This window comes from Bradyrhizobium sp. 87, assembly GCF_023073015.1.
Classification (GTDB): domain Bacteria; phylum Pseudomonadota; class Alphaproteobacteria; order Rhizobiales; family Xanthobacteraceae; genus Bradyrhizobium; species Bradyrhizobium canariense_D.
On record NZ_JADPIQ010000084.1, the window covers coordinates 103,475 to 121,705 of the forward strand.

17 protein-coding genes and 2 pseudogenes are annotated in these 18,231 nt (G+C 64.2%); 9 read left to right on the forward strand and 10 right to left on the reverse strand.

What is annotated here, in order from left to right; genetic code table 11:
* Nucleotides 1–252 precede the first annotated feature (252 nt).
* Nucleotides 253–956 (reverse strand): annotated as a pseudogene (locus IVB50_RS20155) (SDR family oxidoreductase).
* A gap of 120 nt (nt 957–1,076) precedes the next feature.
* Between IVB50_RS20155 and IVB50_RS20160 the strand changes: the two are divergent.
* Complete coding sequence (locus IVB50_RS20160) at nt 1,077–1,919, forward strand: GNAT family N-acetyltransferase (RefSeq protein ID WP_018455256.1); 843 nt, start codon at nt 1,077–1,079, stop codon at nt 1,917–1,919.
* An 18-nt stretch (nt 1,920–1,937) separates the two neighbouring features.
* Here IVB50_RS20160 and IVB50_RS20165 read toward each other — a convergent pair whose 3' ends face one another.
* Entirely contained in the window at nt 1,938–2,378 is a 441-nt protein-coding gene (locus IVB50_RS20165) for a hypothetical protein (protein ID WP_026232911.1), read from the reverse strand.
* Between the two features lie 282 nt (nt 2,379–2,660).
* On the opposite strand from IVB50_RS20165, the pseudogene IVB50_RS20170 reads away from it, so the two are divergent.
* A pseudogene (locus tag IVB50_RS20170) lies at nt 2,661–2,945 on the forward strand (hypothetical protein).
* A gap of 53 nt (nt 2,946–2,998) precedes the next feature.
* Here the strand turns inward: IVB50_RS20170 and IVB50_RS20175 are convergent.
* From IVB50_RS20175 to IVB50_RS20200, 6 genes are all read right to left on the reverse strand, one after another.
* Nucleotides 2,999–3,289, reverse strand: a complete 291-nt coding sequence (locus IVB50_RS20175) for a hypothetical protein (protein ID WP_026232912.1) — start codon at nt 3,287–3,289, stop codon at nt 2,999–3,001.
* A 19-nt stretch (nt 3,290–3,308) separates the two neighbouring features.
* Nucleotides 3,309–3,485: a hypothetical protein gene (locus tag IVB50_RS20180; RefSeq protein ID WP_245288414.1), complete on the reverse strand. Its 177-nt coding sequence runs from the start codon at nt 3,483–3,485 to the stop codon at nt 3,309–3,311.
* Nucleotides 3,486–3,806: 321 nt separating this feature from the next.
* The gene (locus tag IVB50_RS20185) at nt 3,807–4,184 is read right to left on the reverse strand and encodes a curlin (RefSeq protein ID WP_018455263.1); all 378 of its coding nucleotides are present in this window, start codon (nt 4,182–4,184) and stop codon (nt 3,807–3,809) included.
* A gap of 32 nt (nt 4,185–4,216) precedes the next feature.
* Complete coding sequence (locus IVB50_RS20190) at nt 4,217–4,609, reverse strand: curlin (RefSeq protein ID WP_018455264.1); 393 nt, start codon at nt 4,607–4,609, stop codon at nt 4,217–4,219.
* Between the two features lie 119 nt (nt 4,610–4,728).
* A complete protein-coding gene (locus IVB50_RS20195) occupies nt 4,729–5,130 on the reverse strand; it encodes a hypothetical protein (protein WP_018455265.1) in 402 nt (133 codons plus the stop codon).
* A gap of 165 nt (nt 5,131–5,295) precedes the next feature.
* Entirely contained in the window at nt 5,296–5,955 is a 660-nt protein-coding gene (locus IVB50_RS20200; protein WP_018455266.1) for a response regulator, read from the reverse strand.
* Between the two features lie 635 nt (nt 5,956–6,590).
* Here IVB50_RS20200 and IVB50_RS20205 point away from each other — a divergent pair.
* The 5 genes from IVB50_RS20205 to IVB50_RS20225 all read left to right on the forward strand — a co-directional run bounded on the left by IVB50_RS20205 (nt 6,591) and on the right by IVB50_RS20225 (nt 13,106).
* Nucleotides 6,591–8,018, forward strand: a complete 1,428-nt coding sequence (locus IVB50_RS20205) for an efflux RND transporter periplasmic adaptor subunit (protein WP_026232913.1) — start codon at nt 6,591–6,593, stop codon at nt 8,016–8,018.
* Entirely contained in the window at nt 8,015–8,740 is a 726-nt protein-coding gene (locus tag IVB50_RS20210; protein WP_018455268.1) for an ABC transporter ATP-binding protein, read from the forward strand. Before IVB50_RS20205 ends, IVB50_RS20210 begins: the two co-directional genes overlap by 4 nt.
* On the forward strand, nt 8,737–9,960 hold the full coding sequence (locus IVB50_RS20215; RefSeq protein ID WP_018455269.1) for an ABC transporter permease: 1,224 nt from the start codon (nt 8,737–8,739) through the stop codon (nt 9,958–9,960). Before IVB50_RS20210 ends, IVB50_RS20215 begins: the two co-directional genes overlap by 4 nt.
* 48 nt (nt 9,961–10,008) lie before the next feature.
* On the forward strand, nt 10,009–10,326 hold the full coding sequence (locus tag IVB50_RS20220; RefSeq protein WP_026232914.1) for a LuxR C-terminal-related transcriptional regulator: 318 nt from the start codon (nt 10,009–10,011) through the stop codon (nt 10,324–10,326).
* A 914-nt stretch (nt 10,327–11,240) separates the two neighbouring features.
* Nucleotides 11,241–13,106: an alkaline phosphatase family protein gene (locus IVB50_RS20225; protein WP_018455272.1), complete on the forward strand. Its 1,866-nt coding sequence runs from the start codon at nt 11,241–11,243 to the stop codon at nt 13,104–13,106.
* A gap of 57 nt (nt 13,107–13,163) precedes the next feature.
* Here IVB50_RS20225 and IVB50_RS20230 read toward each other — a convergent pair whose 3' ends face one another.
* Nucleotides 13,164–13,736 carry a hypothetical protein gene (locus IVB50_RS20230; RefSeq protein ID WP_018455273.1) on the reverse strand — a complete coding sequence of 191 codons (573 nt, stop codon included), beginning with the start codon at nt 13,734–13,736 and terminating at the stop codon, nt 13,164–13,166.
* Between the two features lie 392 nt (nt 13,737–14,128).
* On the opposite strand from IVB50_RS20230, the gene IVB50_RS20235 reads away from it, so the two are divergent.
* Complete coding sequence (locus IVB50_RS20235) at nt 14,129–14,788, forward strand: peroxiredoxin (RefSeq protein WP_018455274.1); 660 nt, start codon at nt 14,129–14,131, stop codon at nt 14,786–14,788.
* A gap of 56 nt (nt 14,789–14,844) precedes the next feature.
* Here IVB50_RS20235 and IVB50_RS20240 read toward each other — a convergent pair whose 3' ends face one another.
* A complete protein-coding gene (locus IVB50_RS20240; RefSeq protein WP_018455275.1) occupies nt 14,845–16,575 on the reverse strand; it encodes a Cache 3/Cache 2 fusion domain-containing protein in 1,731 nt (576 codons plus the stop codon).
* A 95-nt stretch (nt 16,576–16,670) separates the two neighbouring features.
* Here IVB50_RS20240 and IVB50_RS20245 point away from each other — a divergent pair, with 95 nt between their 5' ends.
* Nucleotides 16,671–18,170 (forward strand): deoxyribodipyrimidine photo-lyase, encoded by a 1,500-nt coding sequence (locus tag IVB50_RS20245; RefSeq protein WP_346771307.1) that lies wholly within the window; start codon nt 16,671–16,673, stop codon nt 18,168–18,170.
* Nucleotides 18,171–18,231 lie beyond the last annotated feature (61 nt).

The following is an 18,231-nucleotide window of genomic DNA, read 5'->3' on the forward strand; positions in this document are numbered from 1 at the left end:
CCCGCGCGATTGATCTCGCGTTTCGAATGCGCGGGCGGAAGTTGTCCGGCGCAGATTGGGCATAGGCTGCCGGTCCCTCGCCGTCTTGGGCTGCGGCGAAGTTCATAGGGACTGTGACGTAGCGTGAGCCGTGCGGCACGCGAACGCGTGACGGGTGTGACTGGAGGGCCACGCGTCATCCCTCCTCCGTGACGCGCGACGCACACCACTGTCGCATCGCGACAACCCGCGCGCGATCCGACGCTCCGCGTCTCAGACCGAACGCGTCAGTCCGCCGTCGCCGCGGATGTTCTGTCCCGTGATATAGGCCGCGCCGTCGGACGCCAGGAACGAGATCGTCGCGGCGATCTCCTCGACCTTGCCGTAGCGCCGCATCGGCACGCTGTCGCGGCGTGCATCCAGCTGCGGCAGGCTGTCGATCCAGCCCGGCAGCACATTGTTCATCCGGATGTTGTCGGCGGCATGGGTGTCGGTGAAGATCTTCGTGAAGGCGGCGAGGCCAGCGCGGAACACCGCAGAGGTCGGAAACATCGCGCTCGGCTCGAACGCCCAGGCGGTCGAGATGTTGATGATGGCTCCGCCCTTTTGCGTTTGCATGATTGGCATCACCAGCCGGGTAGGACGGATCACGTTGAGCAGATAGGTGTCGAGGCCGGTGTGCCACTGCTCGTCGGTGATCTCCGTGATCGCCGCCCGGGGCCCATGGCCCGCGCTGTTGACGAGCGCGTCGATGCGTCCCCATTTGGCCATCGCGCCATCGACAAGCCGCTTCAGATCGTCGTTCGATTTGTTGGAACCGGTGACCCCAACCCGCCGAGCTCGGCTGCCAGCGCCTCGCCCTTGCCGGAGGAGGACAGGATGGCGACGCGAAAGCCGTCGGCTGCGAGCCGGCGCGCAGCCCCAGCCCCCATGCCGCTGCCGCCGGCGGTCACGAGTGCGACCTTCTCTGCTGCCATCTCTGCTGCCATGAGCGATCATCCTTTGATATCGTGGAGGCGAGCCGTGGGCCCGGCCTATCATGAGGCCTTCTACCGCCGGACCGGCCGGAAGGTCCACCGTCGAAGGCGACTTGAAAGATGAGCGATTTGGAGATCCGCAATTTGCGCCCCGAGGAGATCGCCATCGCCGTCGACTGGGCCGCGGCCGAGGGCTGGAATCCGGGCCTCTCCGACGCCGCCTGTTTCGCGATCCCGGACGCGAAGGGCTTCTTCGTCGGCGAGATCGACGGCGAGCCGGTCGCGACCGTCTCCTGCGTCAACTACGACGATCGCTTCGCGTTTCTCGGCTTCTACATCGTGCGATCGGGTTTTCGCGACAGAGGCCACGGCCTGCGCATGTGGAACGCGGCGATCGCGCATGCGGGCGCTCGCGTGATCGGCCTCGACGGCGTGGTGGCGCAGCAGGATAATTACAGAAAGTCCGGCTTCCAGCTTGCTTACGCCAATATCCGCTATGGCGGCATCGTCGCCGCGCCATCGAGGCCGCCCGCCGATGTCGTTGCGCTCGACACGATCCCGCTCGCGCTCGTTGAAGCCGACGATGCAACGGTTTTTCCGGCTCCGCGCAGTGCCTTCCTGCGTGCCTGGATCGGCACATCAGGACATGTCGGGCGCGCGCTGCTGCGCGACGGCAAGCTCGCTGCATGGGGCGTGATCCGGCCGTGCCGGATCGGCCGCAAGATCGGCCCGCTCGTCGCCGACGACCGCGCGGCGGCGGACGCGATCGTGCAGGCCTTGCTGGAAAGCGCAAACGGCGGCGAGATCTTCCTCGACGTTCCCGCCGTCAATCGCGAGGCGATTGCACTCGCGGAATCGCTCGGGCTGAAGCCGGTGTTTGAGACGGCGCGGATGTACACGGGGCCGGTCGCGCCGCTGCGGATCGACCGCGTCTTCGGCGTGACCAGTTTTGAGCTGGGCTAGCTGAGCCGAACTCGCTGCTCAGTAGCAGCGCATGATGTTGACGGTGTGCTCGCCGCCGCCGCGGCCGGGCACAGTGACCTGCTCCGTCGGACAGCTCGGCACGTAGGGCCGGTCTGACGGCACCACGTTGGGCGGGAAGCGATGCGTCCAGTCCCAGGGAACGTCGTACGTATAGGTGTAGCGCACGTCGCTGGAGACGGGTTGGGCGGTCTCGGCGAAAGGCTGGCCGTAGCCAGCATTGTCATAGTAGAACCCGCCGCCGCCCGGCCAGTAGACCCAGGGCGTGTTGCGGCCACGGAACCTGGCGCCCGGCGCAATCGGCGGACGCGCCGCCGGACCGGAAGGCGTGGCGGCATGCGCGACGGTGCCACCGGGCCTGGCAAAACCGACGCTGGGGGCAAGGAGCAGCGCGGCTGCGCTGAGCGAGGCGAGCAACGCCCCAAATGATCTCGACATCATGATACGCACCAACTCGTTTGGCTTCGCGAATAGCGGCTCCCCACCGCACGCTAGGCCGGGCTGTCGCCCACCCGCAAACGTATAATTAATTATTGGTTAAGGCACGGGATGAACAGGGAACAAGCTGCGGCAAGACGCCCGGGATTCCGGCTGATGTCGCTCGTGTTCCCGGGAAACGGACTTCATAACCAGTTGATCGGAGTTGATCGCTTCGGCCGACAACACCCGGAACGCTCCCGCACTGCGGTCGTTGGCTCCCGACACCAGCAAGGAGCATCTCCAATGCAGAACAAATCAAAACTCCTCTGCCTGATCACGGCTTCCCTCGTCGCGGGCACGACGGCCGCCTCGGCCCAGGGCTATGATTGAAACGGATCCCGCGCGGGTTGGGATCGCACCGCCCCCGCTTACCAACCGGTTCAGCCACGCGCGTACTATCCTGATGTGGCCGGACCTTACAGTGCGCTCAACGGCACCAACCATCCCGCGCCGAGCTCGACGCAGGGCGATGTCGGCCCGGAGGGCAACAACAACGGCACCCTGACCGGCGTCTATCGCAGCTGGTAACGCCCGCTCACGATGAGGCCCATCGTCCATCACGGACGATGGGCCTTCGTGCGTCAGCGGCCCTGCTGCTTGCGTAGCCAGTCCAGCATGTCCTGTGGATTTCCGGTGCTCTGCGTCACAATGGCGGTGTTGCCGCCGCTGCGACGATAGACCATCGTGCGCCCAGGCTCCTTCTCGATCTTGACCTCAGCCTGCGCCGGATCGCCGCTCTGGGTGATGACGGATGTGCCATTCTCGTCCTGAACCATTGTGGTATGGCCGTCACCTGACTCGCCAGCTCCGGCCGGCCCGGCTGTCATCGCCGTCATGATGCTCATTCCTGCTGCAAGTACGATGAACCTCATGTTGCACCTCACCTTCTGATCACCGGCTGAACTGAAATATCGACAGCCAGTTGAAGCGCCCGAATTGTCGCACCGTTCCCGTGTTCATATCGCCGATCTGGAGCAGGAGGGCATTGGTGGAATTGCAGACCTGAGTGATATCGGCGATGTTGCTCACGCCCGACTGACCGATCGCCAAATTGGTGGTGCCACCCACCTGGATCACATCGACATAATTTCGCGTGCCGTTCTGGATGATCGTCGCATCGACCGTTCCCGTGCCACCGATCTGGATGACACGCGCAATATTGATGCTGCTGTTCTCCTCGATCGTGACCGGCTGGACGTCGTTGCCGAATTAGCACGATCGTTTCGATGCTCACGTTGCGGTTCGTCACGCCGCGCTGGACGGATCCGGCGGATGCCTCGGACGCGACGCTGACGGCGGCGAGCAATGCCGCCAATGCCAGGAGCAGTCTACCGCATATCATTGCCTTGCCCCCATTGCATTTCTGACGACGCTGAGGTCGCGCCAAACTCAATGGCTATTCTGGACAACAGTCGCCGAGTTGAACGCACCGAACTGGGACAGGAAACTGCTGGTCGACTGGCCGGCCTGGCCGACAAACGCGACATTGTTCACGCCCGCCTGCCCGACCGATGCCGACGTCGTCCCGCCGAATTGCAGGATTCCGGTCGCGTTGTTCGTGCCGTTTTGAGTGACGGTCGCGCTGGTGCTGCCGCCTATCATGAACACGCCGGCCATGTTGAGTTGACTGTTCTGGTTCAGCACGACCGGCGGGCCGCCGAGCGACACGATGGTCTTGATGTCGGCGGTCTGGGCACCGGCCGATCCGGCGCCTATGCAACACAAGGTGAGAAACGCGCCGCAGGCGGCGCCGGAAAAATGTCTCATGACATGCCTCGCGACTGAAAATGGATTTGCGATCAAGGAGTCTGCTGCAAAATCGTCGAGCCGTTCAGGATTCCGAGCTGTCCGACGGCCGCCGCGTTGTTCGCGCCGAGCTGGCCGATCAGGCTCGAATTGGAGCCACCGGCCTGGCCGAGTAACGCGGTGTTGGACGCCGTCGCGGTGGTGCCGCCCTGCCCGATCACTGAGGTGTTGACGGTCAGGAGCGAGCCCGTCTGCAGGGTGGTCGCAGTATTGGTGGCGCCGAACTGCATCGTGGTGGCGCTGTTGTTGGTGCCGCCACTCTGCGAGATGAAGGAGTTGTTGGTGGTGCCGAATTGCAGCACGCTGGCCGAGTTGCCGGCCTGGGCATCGACAGCGGTCAGCAAGCCGAACGCGACGATCGTGGCAACGAGATATTTTTGATGCATGACATTTCCTCCGCGAAAGTCGGCGGACAAGCTCTCACCGAGTCGTCCCGCCCGAGGCGGTGCTTTCCAGGATGGCGCGGACGCGCCGCAGATGACGCGTCCGGCCAAACGGGGCTGGCTTAGTGCGCCGTCTGCGAGACGGTGCTGCTGTTGACGCCGAACACGCTGAGCTGTCCGACGGCGGCGGCGTTGTTCTGAAGCGCGGCAGGCCCGAACGAGTTCTGGGTAATCGCGCTGCCGTTGTTGCCGAACGCCACTTGGCCGGTCGTCGCCGAGTTCTGCACGCCAACCTGGTTGACCGTGCTGCCGTTGTTGAGCGAGGCCGCGCTGGTGCCCTGCATCGTGGTCGCGCTGTTGATGATGCCGAGCTGGCTGGTCGACGAGCTGTCGTTGGTGAGGCCCTGCTGCGAGACGCTGGAACCGTTCACGACGCCCACTTGCACCGTGGTCGCAGTGTTGGCGGCCTGCGCGGCGGAGGAGAGGGCGAGCACGGCAACGGAAGCAAAAAACAATTTGCGCATGGAATATCCTTTCTGGCTAAGATCTCTGACTGGGTTCGGATGCCGTCTTGGAGGAGGCCGACATCGCAGGACCGACTTTGAACCGATCGTGCTGCGTGCGACAGACTGCAGTTCATGCTAATCGGTACGGACTAGACGTTGCGCGGCGCCTTGGTGCCTGCGGCACTAGCTGTACGGTTGTCCCGTGCCGGTTCGTGTCGTCTCTTCTTCGCGTCCCATGCTGTCGACCAACCGCACCACCTCGATCGGCGAGCGAAGCTCCAGCTTTCGCATCATCCTGGTGCGATGGACCTTGGCCGTCACTTCGCTCACCCCGAGCCTCGCCGCGATCTGCTTGGCGACGAGACCTTCGGCCATCAACAGCATGATCTCCCGCTCCCTCGCCGTCAGCGTCTCGACGCGCTGGCGCGCTTCGCGCACGCTATCTTCGCGTTCGAGCCGCCTGCGGTCGCGCTCGATGCCGTGCCTGATCGCGTCGAGGATCTCCTGTTCGCGAAAGGGTTTTGGAAGAAACTCGACTGCGCCGCGCTTCATGGCCTCGACCGAGACGCGGACGTCGGAATGGCCGCTGATGAAGACGATCGGGATAAGCACGCCCGTCTCGGCGAGCCGGCGCTGAAGCTCGAGGCCGGTCGGCGCCGTGCCGGGAAAGCGGACGTCGAGCACAAGGCATGAAGGCCCGCCGGAAATAGTCTCCCCGAGAAACTCGTCGGTCGACGCAAACAATTTCACCTGATGCCCGGTCTCCTCGCAGAGACTTCCTATCGCGGTTCGAATCTGGATCTCGTCGTCAATGACATAAACTGTGGCTTGACCTGAACTCATGGAAACGGGCTCCCCGGATTGGGGCTCGATGAACAAGCAACGAGCCATCCATTCTTCTTGCAAGCGAGATCAAGGTGCTTGGATGAATTCGCGGGGATCGAGCGAGTCGCTCCGATCCGCCGCTTCGACGTCTTAGGCCCAACACCCCTTCAAGACGAGTGAAGGTGTTCACACATCGGGTTTCGTGATTGCGGGGATGCGCCCTCGCGACCTGCGGCATCATGGCGAGGCGCGATATCGGCAATGCTGCGATTGGGAATGCGACGACCGGAAACGCGACGATCTGGCGTGGGAACTTCGGTATCGCCGAGTGCGTCATGGCGTCGCCACCCACGTGCCGACTTGAACGCCGGGCGCTTCGGCCAGAGCAGACGAGACGTTCAGTCAGCTTGTCGAGTTCGATACCGCGCGCGTCATATCGATACGCTCCGTATGCATTTCGGGCAAGTCGTGAAAAATAGCACCCGCGGACTTTACTTCTGGATCATCAAGCGCACCCGACCGTCGCCCCGGCAGCGGCGACACACTGACGATCGCCTGCGTTTTCAAGATTTACAACCATAGCGGGTTTACAACTATAGCGCGATCTCTGCCTTTGCCGCCAACGATGCCATTTCTAGAGGCGGGTTTTTGATATGCGATTTGTGCCAGTTATTGCCTTGCTCGGAACTGCATGTGGCCTCGCCGCGGTCTACGCCGCGGGGCCGGCCGTCATCACCGACGCGGCCGGGGCCGCGGCGCAGAAGGCGGCCCTCGCCTACGCATCGAGCCAACGGCTGCTCAGACCCGTGGGGCTGGAAGCACGGAGCTTCGGATCGGACGCCCCCGTATTCCGCTTTGCCTCAATCCAGCGCGGCAGCATCGAGCAGACCATCACCGTCACCGGAGCCCTGCAGCCGGTCAAGACGATCGAGGTGGGTTCCCAGCTCTCCGGGCAGCTCGCCCGGGTCTATGTCGATTTCAACGACACGGTCAGCAAGGATCAGCCGCTCGCCCTGATCGATCCGCGCAGCTTTGCGGCCAAGTTCGACGAAGCCCGGGCCTCTCTGGCCGTTGCCAATTCTCTGGTCGACGTCGCGCGGGCCAAGCTCGATCGCACCAGGATCGATCTGCAAAACGCAAGGGGTAGCCGGGACGTGCTCGCCGCCAAGCTCGAGAGCGCCCAGGCAGTCAAGAGCTCGGCGCAAAAGACCTTGCAGCGGAAGCAGGCACTCCAGTCGCAAAACGTGGTGGCCACGACGACGGTCGACGACGCGCAGACGGAGTTCACCGCGCGTCTGGCCCAGGAACGCGAGGCCGAGGTTCTGATGTCCCTCAACTCCTATGCAGTGGATGGGGCGCAGGCCGACGTCCGCCGGATCGAGGCGGAATTGCAGCAGGCACGCATGGCCGTGCCGGAAAAGGCGGCCGTTCTCGCTGCGGCCCAGGCCGATCTCGACCGCACCGTGATCCGCTCGCCGATCGATGGCGTCGTCGTCGGCAGGTTCGTCAACGAGGGCCAGACCCTCGCGGTCGGACTGGAATCGCGCACCACGTTTGTGGTCGCGCATCGACTGGAGGACATGGAAATCCACGCGCAGGTCGACGAAGCCGATATCGGGCGCATCGCCCCCGACCAGCGCGCGCATTTCACGGTGGATGCCTACCCGGACCGTCGCTTCGAGGCGGTCGTGCGGCAGGTGCGCAAGGCGCCGCAGAACCAGCAGCACGTCGTGACCTACACCGTCGTCCTGGCGACCTCCAATCTCGACGGCGCGTTGCTGCCCGGCATGACCGCCCTGGTAAAGATCGTGATCGAGCGGCAGGACGACGTGCTGAAAGTGCCGCTTGCTGCATTGCGCTTCCAGCCCTCGGGCACGCAGCCGGATGCCGCGGCACGCAGCGGGGTGTGGGCGCGCACCGCCAGCGGCTCACTCCGGCGTATTCCGGTGACCGTCGGCGCGGCCGGCACCGAACAGGTCGCACTCAGGAGCGGAGACCTCGTCGAGGGCAGCCAGGTCGCCGTGGGTCAGGCCATCCGGCCGGCCGGCATGGAGTTTCTCGGCATCAGGTTCGGATCATGACGGCCCTCCCGCCCCTCATCAGCCTGCAGTCGGTCTCCAGGACCTATCGCGCCGACGGAGTGGCGGTGACTGCGGTGCGCAATGTCAGTTTCGACATCGAACGAGGCGAGATCGTCGCCGTGATGGGACCGTCGGGCTCAGGAAAATCGACGCTGATGAACATGATCGGGCTGCTCGACCTGCCGAGCGAGGGCGCGCTCTATCTCGAGGGAGCCGACGTCGCCGATCTCTCGGAAGACCACCGGTCGTCCCTCCGCGCCCGCAGCATCGGCTTCGTATTCCAGTCCTACAATCTGCTCGCTCGCCACAATGCGATTGAGAACGTCGCGCTGCCGCTGGTCTATTGCGGCATCAGCCGCAAGGAACGTCTGGTCCGCGCCGAGCAGAGCCTGGAGGCCGTCGGCATGGTGCACCGGGCCCACCACTTCCCGCGGCAGCTCTCGGGCGGTGAGCAGCAGCGCGTCGCGATCGCGCGCGCACTGATCGCCTCCCCGCTGATCGTGCTCGCCGACGAGCCGACTGGCGCGCTCGACAGCCGTACCGGCGCCGAGATACTGGCCCTGTTCGCCGCTCTCAACCGGACCGGCCAGACCATCGTGATGATCACGCATGATCCCGGCATCGCGACCCAGTGCCGGCGCACGATCCGCCTACACGACGGCGAGCTCGTCGCTGACGAAACGCTGGTCCCGATCCTGCCGAAACGGAACGCTGCGCCATGACCATGCTCCAGGGCTTTCAGATCGCTTTGCACGCCTTGCGCCTGAATCCGTTGCGCAGCATCCTCACCATGCTCGGCATCGTGATCGGCGTCGCCTCGATCGTGACGGTGTTTGCGATCGGATCCGGCGCGCAGCTTCGCCTGCAGGAGCAGATCCGGTCAATCGGCGCCAACGTGCTGATGATCAACCCCGGCGCGGTCTACCAGGGCGGCGTGCGTCTCAAGGATGGCAGCAAGCTGACCATGACCGAGAGCGACGTGCAGGCGATCCTCGAGCAGATCCCCGAGATCCAGGCAGCGGCCGGTTCGATTGCAGGAACGGCCCAGGTCATTCACGAGAGCAAGAACTGGAACACGACCATCAACGGGACGACGACCGGGCACTTCATGGTGCGCGACTGGCAGCTTGCGACCGGCCGCTATTTTTCCGGCAGCGAGGAGGCAGCAGCCGGCAAGGTCGTGATCCTCGGCAGCACGGTGGCGCATGAGCTGTTCGCGCCCGGCGAAGACCCGATCGGCGCACAGATCAGGATCATGAAGGTGCCGCTCGAAGTGGTCGGCGTTCTCGATCGCAAGGGACCGGCGCAGGACGACGTCGCCTTCGTGCCGCTCACCACGGCCAAGCTGCGCTTCCTCGGCAGCGCAAGCAACATCAACCGGGATTCGGTCGCCTATATCATCGCCAAGGTGGCCGCGGACGGACAGATGGCGGGGGCGCGAACGGAGATCGAAAACCTGCTGCGGCAGCGCCACCGTATTCCCGCAGGCCAGGAGGACGACTTCAAGGTCCAGGATCCGGCCGCCGCCATGGAAGCGCAGCAGGGAGCGATCCGCACCGTCGCGCTCCTGCTCGTCGCCATCGCCTCGGTCTCGCTGCTCGTTGGCGGCATCAGCATCATGAACGTCATGATCGTTTCGGTCACCGAGCGCACGCGCGAGATCGGAATCCGCCGCGCGCTTGGCGGGCGGATGCGGGACATCCGTCTTCAGTTTCTCTGCGAGGCCCTCGTGCTCTGCCTGCTCGGCGGCGCGATCGGCGTCGGTGCCGGCGTCACGCTCTCGATGACGGTCGCTCGCATGGCAGGATGGATCACCTCGATCGACGGTCAGGCGATCGGCCTTGCCCTCGCCTTCTCGATCGCGACCGGCCTGATCTTCGGTTTTTATCCCGCCCACAAGGCATCCAAGCTCAGTCCGATCGAGGCACTCAAGACGGAGTGAGAACATTCTGGGGTGTTCGCATCGACCAAAGGCCACGAAGGAGCAGTTATGAGTCGGGATCCGAAACATTCGATCACACCAACGCCGCGCGAGCGGGACCTGATGATGCTGATCGCACGCGGAATGCAGAACAAGAACATCGCGTACGAGCTCAAGATCTCGGAGAACACGGTGCGGGCGCATATCGGCAACATCATGCGCAAATACCGCCTTCAGAACCGGACCCAGATCGCGATCATCTTTGCCCTGCACGCGGCGCCGCCATCGCTTCGCCGCAACCTGGCCAATGGCGGCCGCAATTCCACGACGGCCGCGCCGGCCAAGGCGGTCGCTCAGAATACGCCGGTGCCGACGGCACCGGATTGACCGCTCGGCCACAATCCCTTGCGTCATTTCTGGCGAAACACCCAAGTCCGGGGTCAACGCAACGGCGACAAAATATTTCTCTTTATTAGAATTCGGATTTTTGTTAGGAATTTCTCAACCCGGCCCAAGGAAGAGGGGCGTATCGCGATCGTCACGAACGCGGGCCGGACGGCGGTGGACGTTAGTCACATCGGCGCGAATGGCTTCGCAGGGCGGCTAACCGTGAGCGAAGGCGTCGCGCACACGACCGGTGCGATCGGCGTACGGCAAAATCGTGTGGTCCTGACGCCCGGGGTCTGTGCGTCAAGCGTTGCGGTGATGTGGGTTGCCCAACCGGGCACACGCATCAGCCATCCGCAAGGCGACGGGGGCAATAGTGCATCGCTCCCCGGGGAGAGCACGACATAAGCCGTAAAGCCACTGCGCAGGGAAGGCCGGATGTTGGGCTTCACCTGTATGCCGCTGTGCATTGTTCTTACGACAATCTCGCACAGTGGACCGCGGGTGCCAGCCGGCACCCGGTCTTCCCTGCGCCCTCTTTCATTTTGAGGGTGAGGCGACCAAGCAAAGCTCGGGCGAAATGCGCCGCGAGAGGGCGAAGGTGTGTCTGCCACTCGGAATGCGAATCGAAGCGCGACGCTGCCAGCCACTCACTCCGTCATTGCGAGCGCAGCGAAGCAATCCAGTCTGCCGCCGGGGAAAGATTCTGGATTGCTTCGCTGCGCTCGCAATAACGATGCTGAAGCAGCGCGTGCCGACACCGCGATCTCGTGCCGCCGGACGCCGCGCAGAGCGGGGCCCCTGTCCTTCTTTACATGGCGCTCCGCTCTTGTAACAAAACCGTCATGCAGCGAAACTAAATGAAGCCGGGGGCCGCGGTTGGCGGCCAAGCCGCCTCGCAGGGAGAGATTTTGATGCGCCGTTCGCTGGTGTTGCTGTCAGCCGGACTGACAGTGTTGTCCGCAGGATTTTCGACCGGACCTGCCTCCGCAGAGAACAACACGCCCCGTAACCTGATCCTGTTCATTCCGGACGGTCTGCGGGCGCTGAAGGTCACGCCTGAGACCGCCCCCGCAATGGCCGAAATCCGCGACAAGGGCGTCAACTTCAAGAATTCGCATTCGCTGTTCCCGACCTTCACCATGGCCAACGGCTCGGCGATGTCGACCGGCCATTATCTCGGCGATACCGGCGTGTTCTCCAATACGATCTGGACCAACTACACCTCGGTACCCGCCGGCGACACCGTGGTCCCCTTCATCGAGAACGACGCCGTGCTTGGCGACATCGACGAGCATTTCAAGGGCGACTACCTCAACGAGGACACGATCCTGAAATTGGCCCGCGACAAGGGCTACAGCACCGCCGCGCTCGGCAAGCATGGTCCGACCTATCAGTTCGACCACACCGACAAGCCCGAAAAGGCCGGCCTGCATTCGGTCGTGTTCGACGATGCGACCGGCGGCAAGAACGGCGTGGCGCTGTCGGACGAGGTCAAGGCCGCTCTCACCAAGGCCGGCCTGCCCCTCGCCACGCCGCCGCGCGGCGACAACTCCAAGGCGGGCGATGCCAAGACGCCCGGCACCACGGCGGCCAACGTCGCGCAGCAGGCCTATTTCGCCGACGTCGCGGCCAAGGTCGTGCTGCCGATGTTCAAGGCGCGCAACAAGCCGTTCGTGCTGGTGTTCTGGTCGCGCGACCCCGATGGCAGTCAGCACAACACCGGCGACAGCCTCAACCAGATCATGCCCGGCATCAACGGGCCGACCTCGATGGCCGGCATCAAGAATGCCGACAACAACCTCGCCCAGCTCCGCAAGGCGCTGGACGAGCTCGGCCTTGCCGCCACCACCAACATCATGGTCCAGGCCGACCACGGCTTCTCGACCATCTCCAAGGAAAGCAAGACCAGCCCCTCGGCCAAGGTCAGTTATGACGACACGCCGAAGGACTTTTTGCCGATGGGTTTTCTGGCGCTCGATCTGGCGAAGGCGCTCGACCTGCCGCTGTTCGATCCCAACGACAAGAACGCCAAGGTCGAGGGCAACAAGCATCCCAAGGCCGGCAACGGCGTGCTCGGCAAGGATCCGGAAAAGCCCGATCTCGTCGTCGCCACCAATGGCGGCTCTGACCTGATCTATTTGCCGACCAAAGACAAGAAGCTGGCGGCCAAGACCGTCAAGCTGCTGCTTGAGCAGGATTACGTCTCCGGCCTGTTCGTCGATGACTCGCTCGGCCGCTTCCCCGGCACGCTGCCGCTGTCGAGCATCAACCTGCGCGGCAAGGCGGCGACGCCGACGCCGGCGATCGTGGTCAACTTCCGCTCCTATGCCAGCGATTGCGGCGAGGCGCCGACCAACTGCTCGGTGCAGGTCGCCGACACCGTGCTGCGCCAGGGCCAGGGCATGCATGGCAGCTTCAGCCGCGGCGACACCATGAACTTCATGGCCGCGATCGGTCCGGACTTCAAAGCCGGGTATGTCAGCGAGATCCCGGTCAGCAATGCCGACGTCGGCATGACGGCCGCTCAGCTCCTCGGTCTGCGCGCTTCTCAGAACGGCGGTCTCGTCGGCCGCGTGATGTCGGAGGCGTTGTCCAACGGCATCGTGCCGAAGGCCTACAAGGGGGTCGAGAAGTCGAAGAAGTCCGAGAACGGCCTGCAGACCGTGCTGAACTTCCAGCGCGTCGGCAGCCAGAGCTATTTCGACACGGCCGGCTTCCCCGGCCGCACGCTCGGGCTGGAGCCGGACGCCGGCAAACAAAAAACGGCGGGGAAATAACCCCGCCGTTCAAATGCGTCCTTCGTGAAAGGCGCAGAATTTTACATGCCCAAAATCTTACATGCCGATGTCGAACACGTTCGGCAATTGGCCCGCCAGAGGCAGCGCGGTGGCGCCCAGGAAGGTCGCCACCATCGCCATCAGGCGACGGTTGTTCTGGCGCTTGCCGCGCATCTGGCCGGCGATCCACTCCAGCATTTCGCTGTTGACCTTGGAGGCATAGGACGGCGCCCAGCTCTCGATGTCGGACTCGGCCGACAGCGCCACGCTGCGCGGCGGCACCTTCAGGCCGGAGGCGCTCGCCGCATAATGAGCTACCGCCTTGGCGAGCAGGTCGTCGAACTGGCCGCCATCGGTGCGCTCGGTGGCGGCTTCGTTGATCTCGAACAGCACTTCGGCCTCAGTGCGGCTGACCGGCTGGTCGTTGACGGCCGTGGCGGTGAGGATGCGGGCGCACCAGGCGGTGTCATCGGCATCGAGCGAGCGGGAGAAGTGCACCCTTCCCTTGGTGGTCGGGCCTTCGCCCGTGATCACGCCGTCGCGCACGATGGTCAGTGCATGGGCCGAGGTATCGCGGCAGGATGGTTCGAGGGACGGTGACTCAGCAGACTTATGCGCAGCGGCAGACATAGTTCACTTCCAGATTTCTTCTGATCGGCCAGCAATTTCATGCCGGCGTAAAGGGGTGGTTAATGATTCGGTACCGGGATCGCGACTCTTTGAGATAGTTGCCAATTGGTCGCTGTCAGGACCATTTTGGTTCTGGCAAGCGCCGGGCGAGCGTGATGGAAGTCATAAAAGGCTTTCTCGGGGCAATCACGCCCGTATAGCCCCGGTGGAGATGTTTCGCCGCGGGCGCGGCTGTAACAAAAAGGTGCTAGGAAATCAGGCCTTCAAAGAAGGAATTCACATTTTACTTGAAGCGGTTCAGTTAGCGTTCACTTGGGATCGCGGAGACCCTATAATGCCCGCGACGGTCAAAGATGAATTCGCAAGTAAATTCAATAACATGAGGTAGAACCATGACACTTCCGATTGGCACCACCGCCCCCGACTTCGAAGCCGAGACCACCGAAGGGAAGATCAAGTTCCACGACTGGATCGGCAATAGCTGGGCGCTGCTGTTCTCGCACCCGAAGGACTTCACACCGGTTTGCACGACCGAGCTCGGCGCGCTGGCCAAGCTGAAGCCGGAATTCGACAAGCGCGGCGTCAAGCTGATGGGCCTCTCGGTTGATCCGGTCGACCGCCATTCCAAATGGTCGGAGGACATCAAGGAGACGCAAGGCGCGGCCCCGAACTATCCGATGATCGGCGACACCGATTACAACGTCTCCAAGCTCTACGGCATGCTGCCGGCCGCGATTTCGGGCGATCCCCTCACCCGCACGGCCGCCGACAACCAGACGGTCCGCAACGTCTTCATCATCGGGCCGGACAAGAAGATCAAGCTGGTGCTGGTCTATCCGATGACGACGGGTCGGAACTTCCAGGAGATCCTCCGCGTGATCGACTCGCTCCAGCTCACCGCCAAGCACCGCGTCGCGACCCCGGCCGACTGGTCGCAGGGTGACGACGTCATCATCGCGGGCTCGGTCTCCAACGACGAGGCCAAGACGATCTACCCGCAAGGCTGGAAGGAGCCGAAGCCCTACATCCGGATCGTGCCGCAGCCGAAATAACGGAACTGTCATTCCGGGCGATGCGTCAGCGCCGCCCGGGACGACGATGTTAGCTCTTACGCCGCGCGCACGCGCTCGAGGAAGCCCTCGACCTCGGCCTTCAGGTGCAGGCTCTCGCCCGACAACGCCTGGGCGGAGGCAAACATCCGGCTGGACGTCTCACCGGTCTCGTTCGCACCCTCGGCGGCCTGACGGACGTTGACGGCGACATCGGCCGTGCCCGATACCGCCGCGCGAACGCTGACGACGATGTTTTGGGTCGCGCTCTTCTGCTGCTCGACCGCCGCCGAGATCGAGCCCGCGATGCCGCTGATGCGCTCGATGGTCTGGCTGATCGCCTTGATGGCGACAACCGATTCCTCGGTCGCAAGCTGCATGCTGGCGATCTGGTTCGAGATCTCGTCGGTCGCCTTGGCAGTCTGGCCGGCGAGCGTCTTGACCTCCTGGGCCACCACCGCAAAACCGCGGCCGGCATCGCCCGCGCGCGCGGCCTCGATGGTCGCGTTCAGTGCCAGCAGGTTGGTCTGCTCGGCGATCGAGGTGATCAGCTTGACGACATCGCCGATGCGCGCGCCCGCCTCGGAGAGCTGCGCGATGCGCTGATCGGTCGCCTCGGCCTGCCGCACGGCCTCAGCGGAAATGACGTTCGATTCCTGCACCCGCCGGGTGATTTCGGAGATCGATTGAGACAGCTCGTCCGAGGCCGACGCCGCCGAACGCACGTGCTCGGAGGCGCTTTCGGAAGCTCCGGCCGACCGCGCCGACAGATCGGCGGTGGAGCGCGCAGTGTCGGTGAGCTGCCGCGCCGTCCGCTCGAATTCGCCTGACGATGTCAGCACCTTGTCGAGAATGCCGCCAACACCGCCCCGGAACTCCTCGACGAAATTGCGCAGCTCGGATTTGCGCTGCTCGGCGGCCGCAGCCGAAGCGGCCGCCTGCTCGCTGCGCATCCGCGCCCGCTCCTGCGAATTGCTCCTGAACACCGCGACCGTGCGGGCGATCTCGCCGATCTCGTCGGCGCGATTCTCGCAATCGATCTCGACGTCGCTCTGGCCTTCGGCGAGCGCGGTCAGCGAGCGCGTCACTGAGGTGAGCGGCTTGGTGACGCGGCGGACGACCAGCAAGGTCAGAACCAGCACCAGCAGCGCCGCGAGCCCGGCGGCGATCGCCATGCTTTCGATGGTGTGGGCCAGCATGCTCTCGAATTGGGCCATCGGGATGCCGACATAGAGGATGCCGGCGACCTTGCCGCTGGCGTCGGCGATCGGGAAATAGGCGGTCATGAAGGACTTGCCGAACAGGGTGGCCGGGCCCTTGTAGGCCTCCCCACGACGCAGCAGCGCCTGCGCCGGATGATCGGCGGCAAGCTGGGTCCCGACGGCGCGGTCGCCATTTTCCTTCTTCACGTTGGTCGACCGCCGCACGAACTGCCCGCTCGCATCGTCGAACACGAACAGGGTCGCGTTGCCGCCGACATAGGACACCGCGCGATCGACGATGGCGTGATCCCTGAAGTCCGGCATCTTGGGAATCTCGGCGCGCGCCACCGCGCCATCCCGCATCGTGATCTTCGCATCGGGAACGATTTCGGCAAAGGCCAGGGCCAGCGTCCGCAGGCTAACCTCGATGTCGCGGAGCGCACGATCGTTGAAAGCGGAGCTGAGCGACCAATAGCCGGCGCCAACCACGAGCGCCGTATTCATGGCGATCAGCAACACCGCGCACAGGAGCGCCTTGGTGCCAAGTTTGAATTGCGGCAGAAACTTCGCCGTTGCTCGTCCGTACATGAATGAAATCACCTCCGTAATTCCTGCATACTCGTGCAATCGGCTTACGGTCGCATTAATGACGGTTCCATCGCAGCACGCGACATGCTTTCCAAATCGTTAATGAGGCCACCCTGACCACGCCCAGAACTACGCTAAGCACTACGCCAAGCGCTCCGCCTATCATCGTCTGGCTTCGCGACGACCTCCGCCTGTCCGACCACCCCGCCCTCCACGCTGCCGCCAAGGCGGCTGCGAAGACCGGCGCGCCGGTGATCTGCCTCTATGTGCTGGACGATTCGGCCGGGCGAGCGCCGGGCGCCGCGGCGCGCTGGTGGCTGGCGCAGTCGCTGCGGGCGCTCGGCGCCGACATTGCCACGCGCGGCGGTTCGCTGATCCTGCGCAAGGGGCCGGCAGCCAGGGTGATCGCGGAGGTGGCGCGTGAGAGCGGAGCCCGCACGGTCCACTGGAACGGGATCGCACAGGCGCCGCATCAGGCGATTGAGCGGCAGCTCGAATCCGCGCTGGCAAAGATCGGCGTGGACTCGCAATGTTTCCCCGGCGACCTGCTCGTTCCGCCCGCGGTAATCCGCAACAAGGAAGGCCGCGGCTTTCGCGTGTTCACGCCATTCTGGCGGCGCGTGCTGGCGCTCGGCGATCCGCCAAAGCCCCTGCCGGCGCCGAAGGACCTGCGTCCTGCGCCGACGGTCGCCAGTGACACGCTGGAGACCTGGAAGCTCGAGTCTGGCAAGCCAGATTGGGCCGGCGGCCTGCGCGAGACATGGACCCCGGGCGAAGCTTCCGCCCGCGCTCGCCTGCGCGACTTCCTCAAGCACACCGCACAAAGCTATGTCGGCGATCGCGACCGCCCGGACCGAGAGGGCACCTCACGCCTGTCACCGCATTTGAGGTTCGGCGAGCTCAGCCCGCGCCAGGTCTGGCACGCCGCGCGGTTCGCCGCGGCGGAAAATCCCGCGATCGGACCCGGCGTCGACAAGTTCCTGAGCGAGCTCGGCTGGCGTGAGTTCTGCCGGCACCTGCTGCACGACCACCCCAATCTTGCAACCGAAAACCTGCAAGCGAATTTCGACGGCTTCTCATGGAAGCCCGATGCCAAGGCGCTCTCCGCCTGGCAGCGCGGCCGCACCGGCTATCCCATCGTCGACGCCGGCCTGCGCGAACTCTGGCACACTGGCGTGATGCACAACCGGGTCCGAATGGTGGTCGCCTCGTTCCTAGTCAAGCACCTCCTGATCGACTGGCGCGCCGGCGAAAGCTGGTTCTGGGACACGCTGGTCGATGCGGATGCCGGCAGCAATCCCGCCAACTGGCAGTGGGTCGCGGGCTGCGGCGCCGACGCGGCGCGCTATTTCCGCGTGTTCAATCCGGTGCTCCAGGGCGAGAAGTTCGACCCGGATGGAGCCTATGTGCGACGCTGGGTGCCCGAGTTGAAGGATGTGCCACCCGAGCTGATCCATCAGCCCTGGCAGGCGACACCGATCGAGCTTGCGAGCGCCGGCGTCACGCTCGGCAAGAGCTATCCGCATCCGATCGTCGATCATGCCAAGGGACGAGAGCGCGCGCTCACCGCCTACGCAAAGATCCGCAAAGGTTGAGCGTTGCTTTGACACAATTATGAAACGCGCTATCGTCACCGCTCCATGCAAACCGTGGGGG

What these genes read in the sequence shown, in the direction of transcription:
- IVB50_RS20160 (WP_018455256.1), top strand. Translation starts at nt 1,077, where the DNA reads ATGAGCGATTTGGAGATCCGCAATTTGCGCCCCGAGGAGATCGCCATC.
- IVB50_RS20165 (WP_026232911.1), bottom strand. Translation starts at nt 2,378, where the DNA reads ATGATGTCGAGATCATTTGGGGCGTTGCTCGCCTCGCTCAGCGCAGCC.
- IVB50_RS20175 (WP_026232912.1), bottom strand. Translation starts at nt 3,289, where the DNA reads ATGAGGTTCATCGTACTTGCAGCAGGAATGAGCATCATGACGGCGATG.
- IVB50_RS20185 (WP_018455263.1), bottom strand. Translation starts at nt 4,184, where the DNA reads ATGAGACATTTTTCCGGCGCCGCCTGCGGCGCGTTTCTCACCTTGTGT.
- IVB50_RS20190 (WP_018455264.1), bottom strand. Translation starts at nt 4,609, where the DNA reads ATGCATCAAAAATATCTCGTTGCCACGATCGTCGCGTTCGGCTTGCTG.
- IVB50_RS20195 (WP_018455265.1), bottom strand. Translation starts at nt 5,130, where the DNA reads ATGCGCAAATTGTTTTTTGCTTCCGTTGCCGTGCTCGCCCTCTCCTCC.
- IVB50_RS20200 (WP_018455266.1), bottom strand. Translation starts at nt 5,955, where the DNA reads ATGAGTTCAGGTCAAGCCACAGTTTATGTCATTGACGACGAGATCCAG.
- IVB50_RS20205 (WP_026232913.1), top strand. Translation starts at nt 6,591, where the DNA reads ATGCGATTTGTGCCAGTTATTGCCTTGCTCGGAACTGCATGTGGCCTC.
- IVB50_RS20210 (WP_018455268.1), top strand. Translation starts at nt 8,015, where the DNA reads ATGACGGCCCTCCCGCCCCTCATCAGCCTGCAGTCGGTCTCCAGGACC.
- IVB50_RS20215 (WP_018455269.1), top strand. Translation starts at nt 8,737, where the DNA reads ATGACCATGCTCCAGGGCTTTCAGATCGCTTTGCACGCCTTGCGCCTG.
- IVB50_RS20220 (WP_026232914.1), top strand. Translation starts at nt 10,009, where the DNA reads ATGAGTCGGGATCCGAAACATTCGATCACACCAACGCCGCGCGAGCGG.
- IVB50_RS20225 (WP_018455272.1), top strand. Translation starts at nt 11,241, where the DNA reads ATGCGCCGTTCGCTGGTGTTGCTGTCAGCCGGACTGACAGTGTTGTCC.
- IVB50_RS20230 (WP_018455273.1), bottom strand. Translation starts at nt 13,736, where the DNA reads ATGTCTGCCGCTGCGCATAAGTCTGCTGAGTCACCGTCCCTCGAACCA.
- IVB50_RS20235 (WP_018455274.1), top strand. Translation starts at nt 14,129, where the DNA reads ATGACACTTCCGATTGGCACCACCGCCCCCGACTTCGAAGCCGAGACC.
- IVB50_RS20240 (WP_018455275.1), bottom strand. Translation starts at nt 16,575, where the DNA reads ATGTACGGACGAGCAACGGCGAAGTTTCTGCCGCAATTCAAACTTGGC.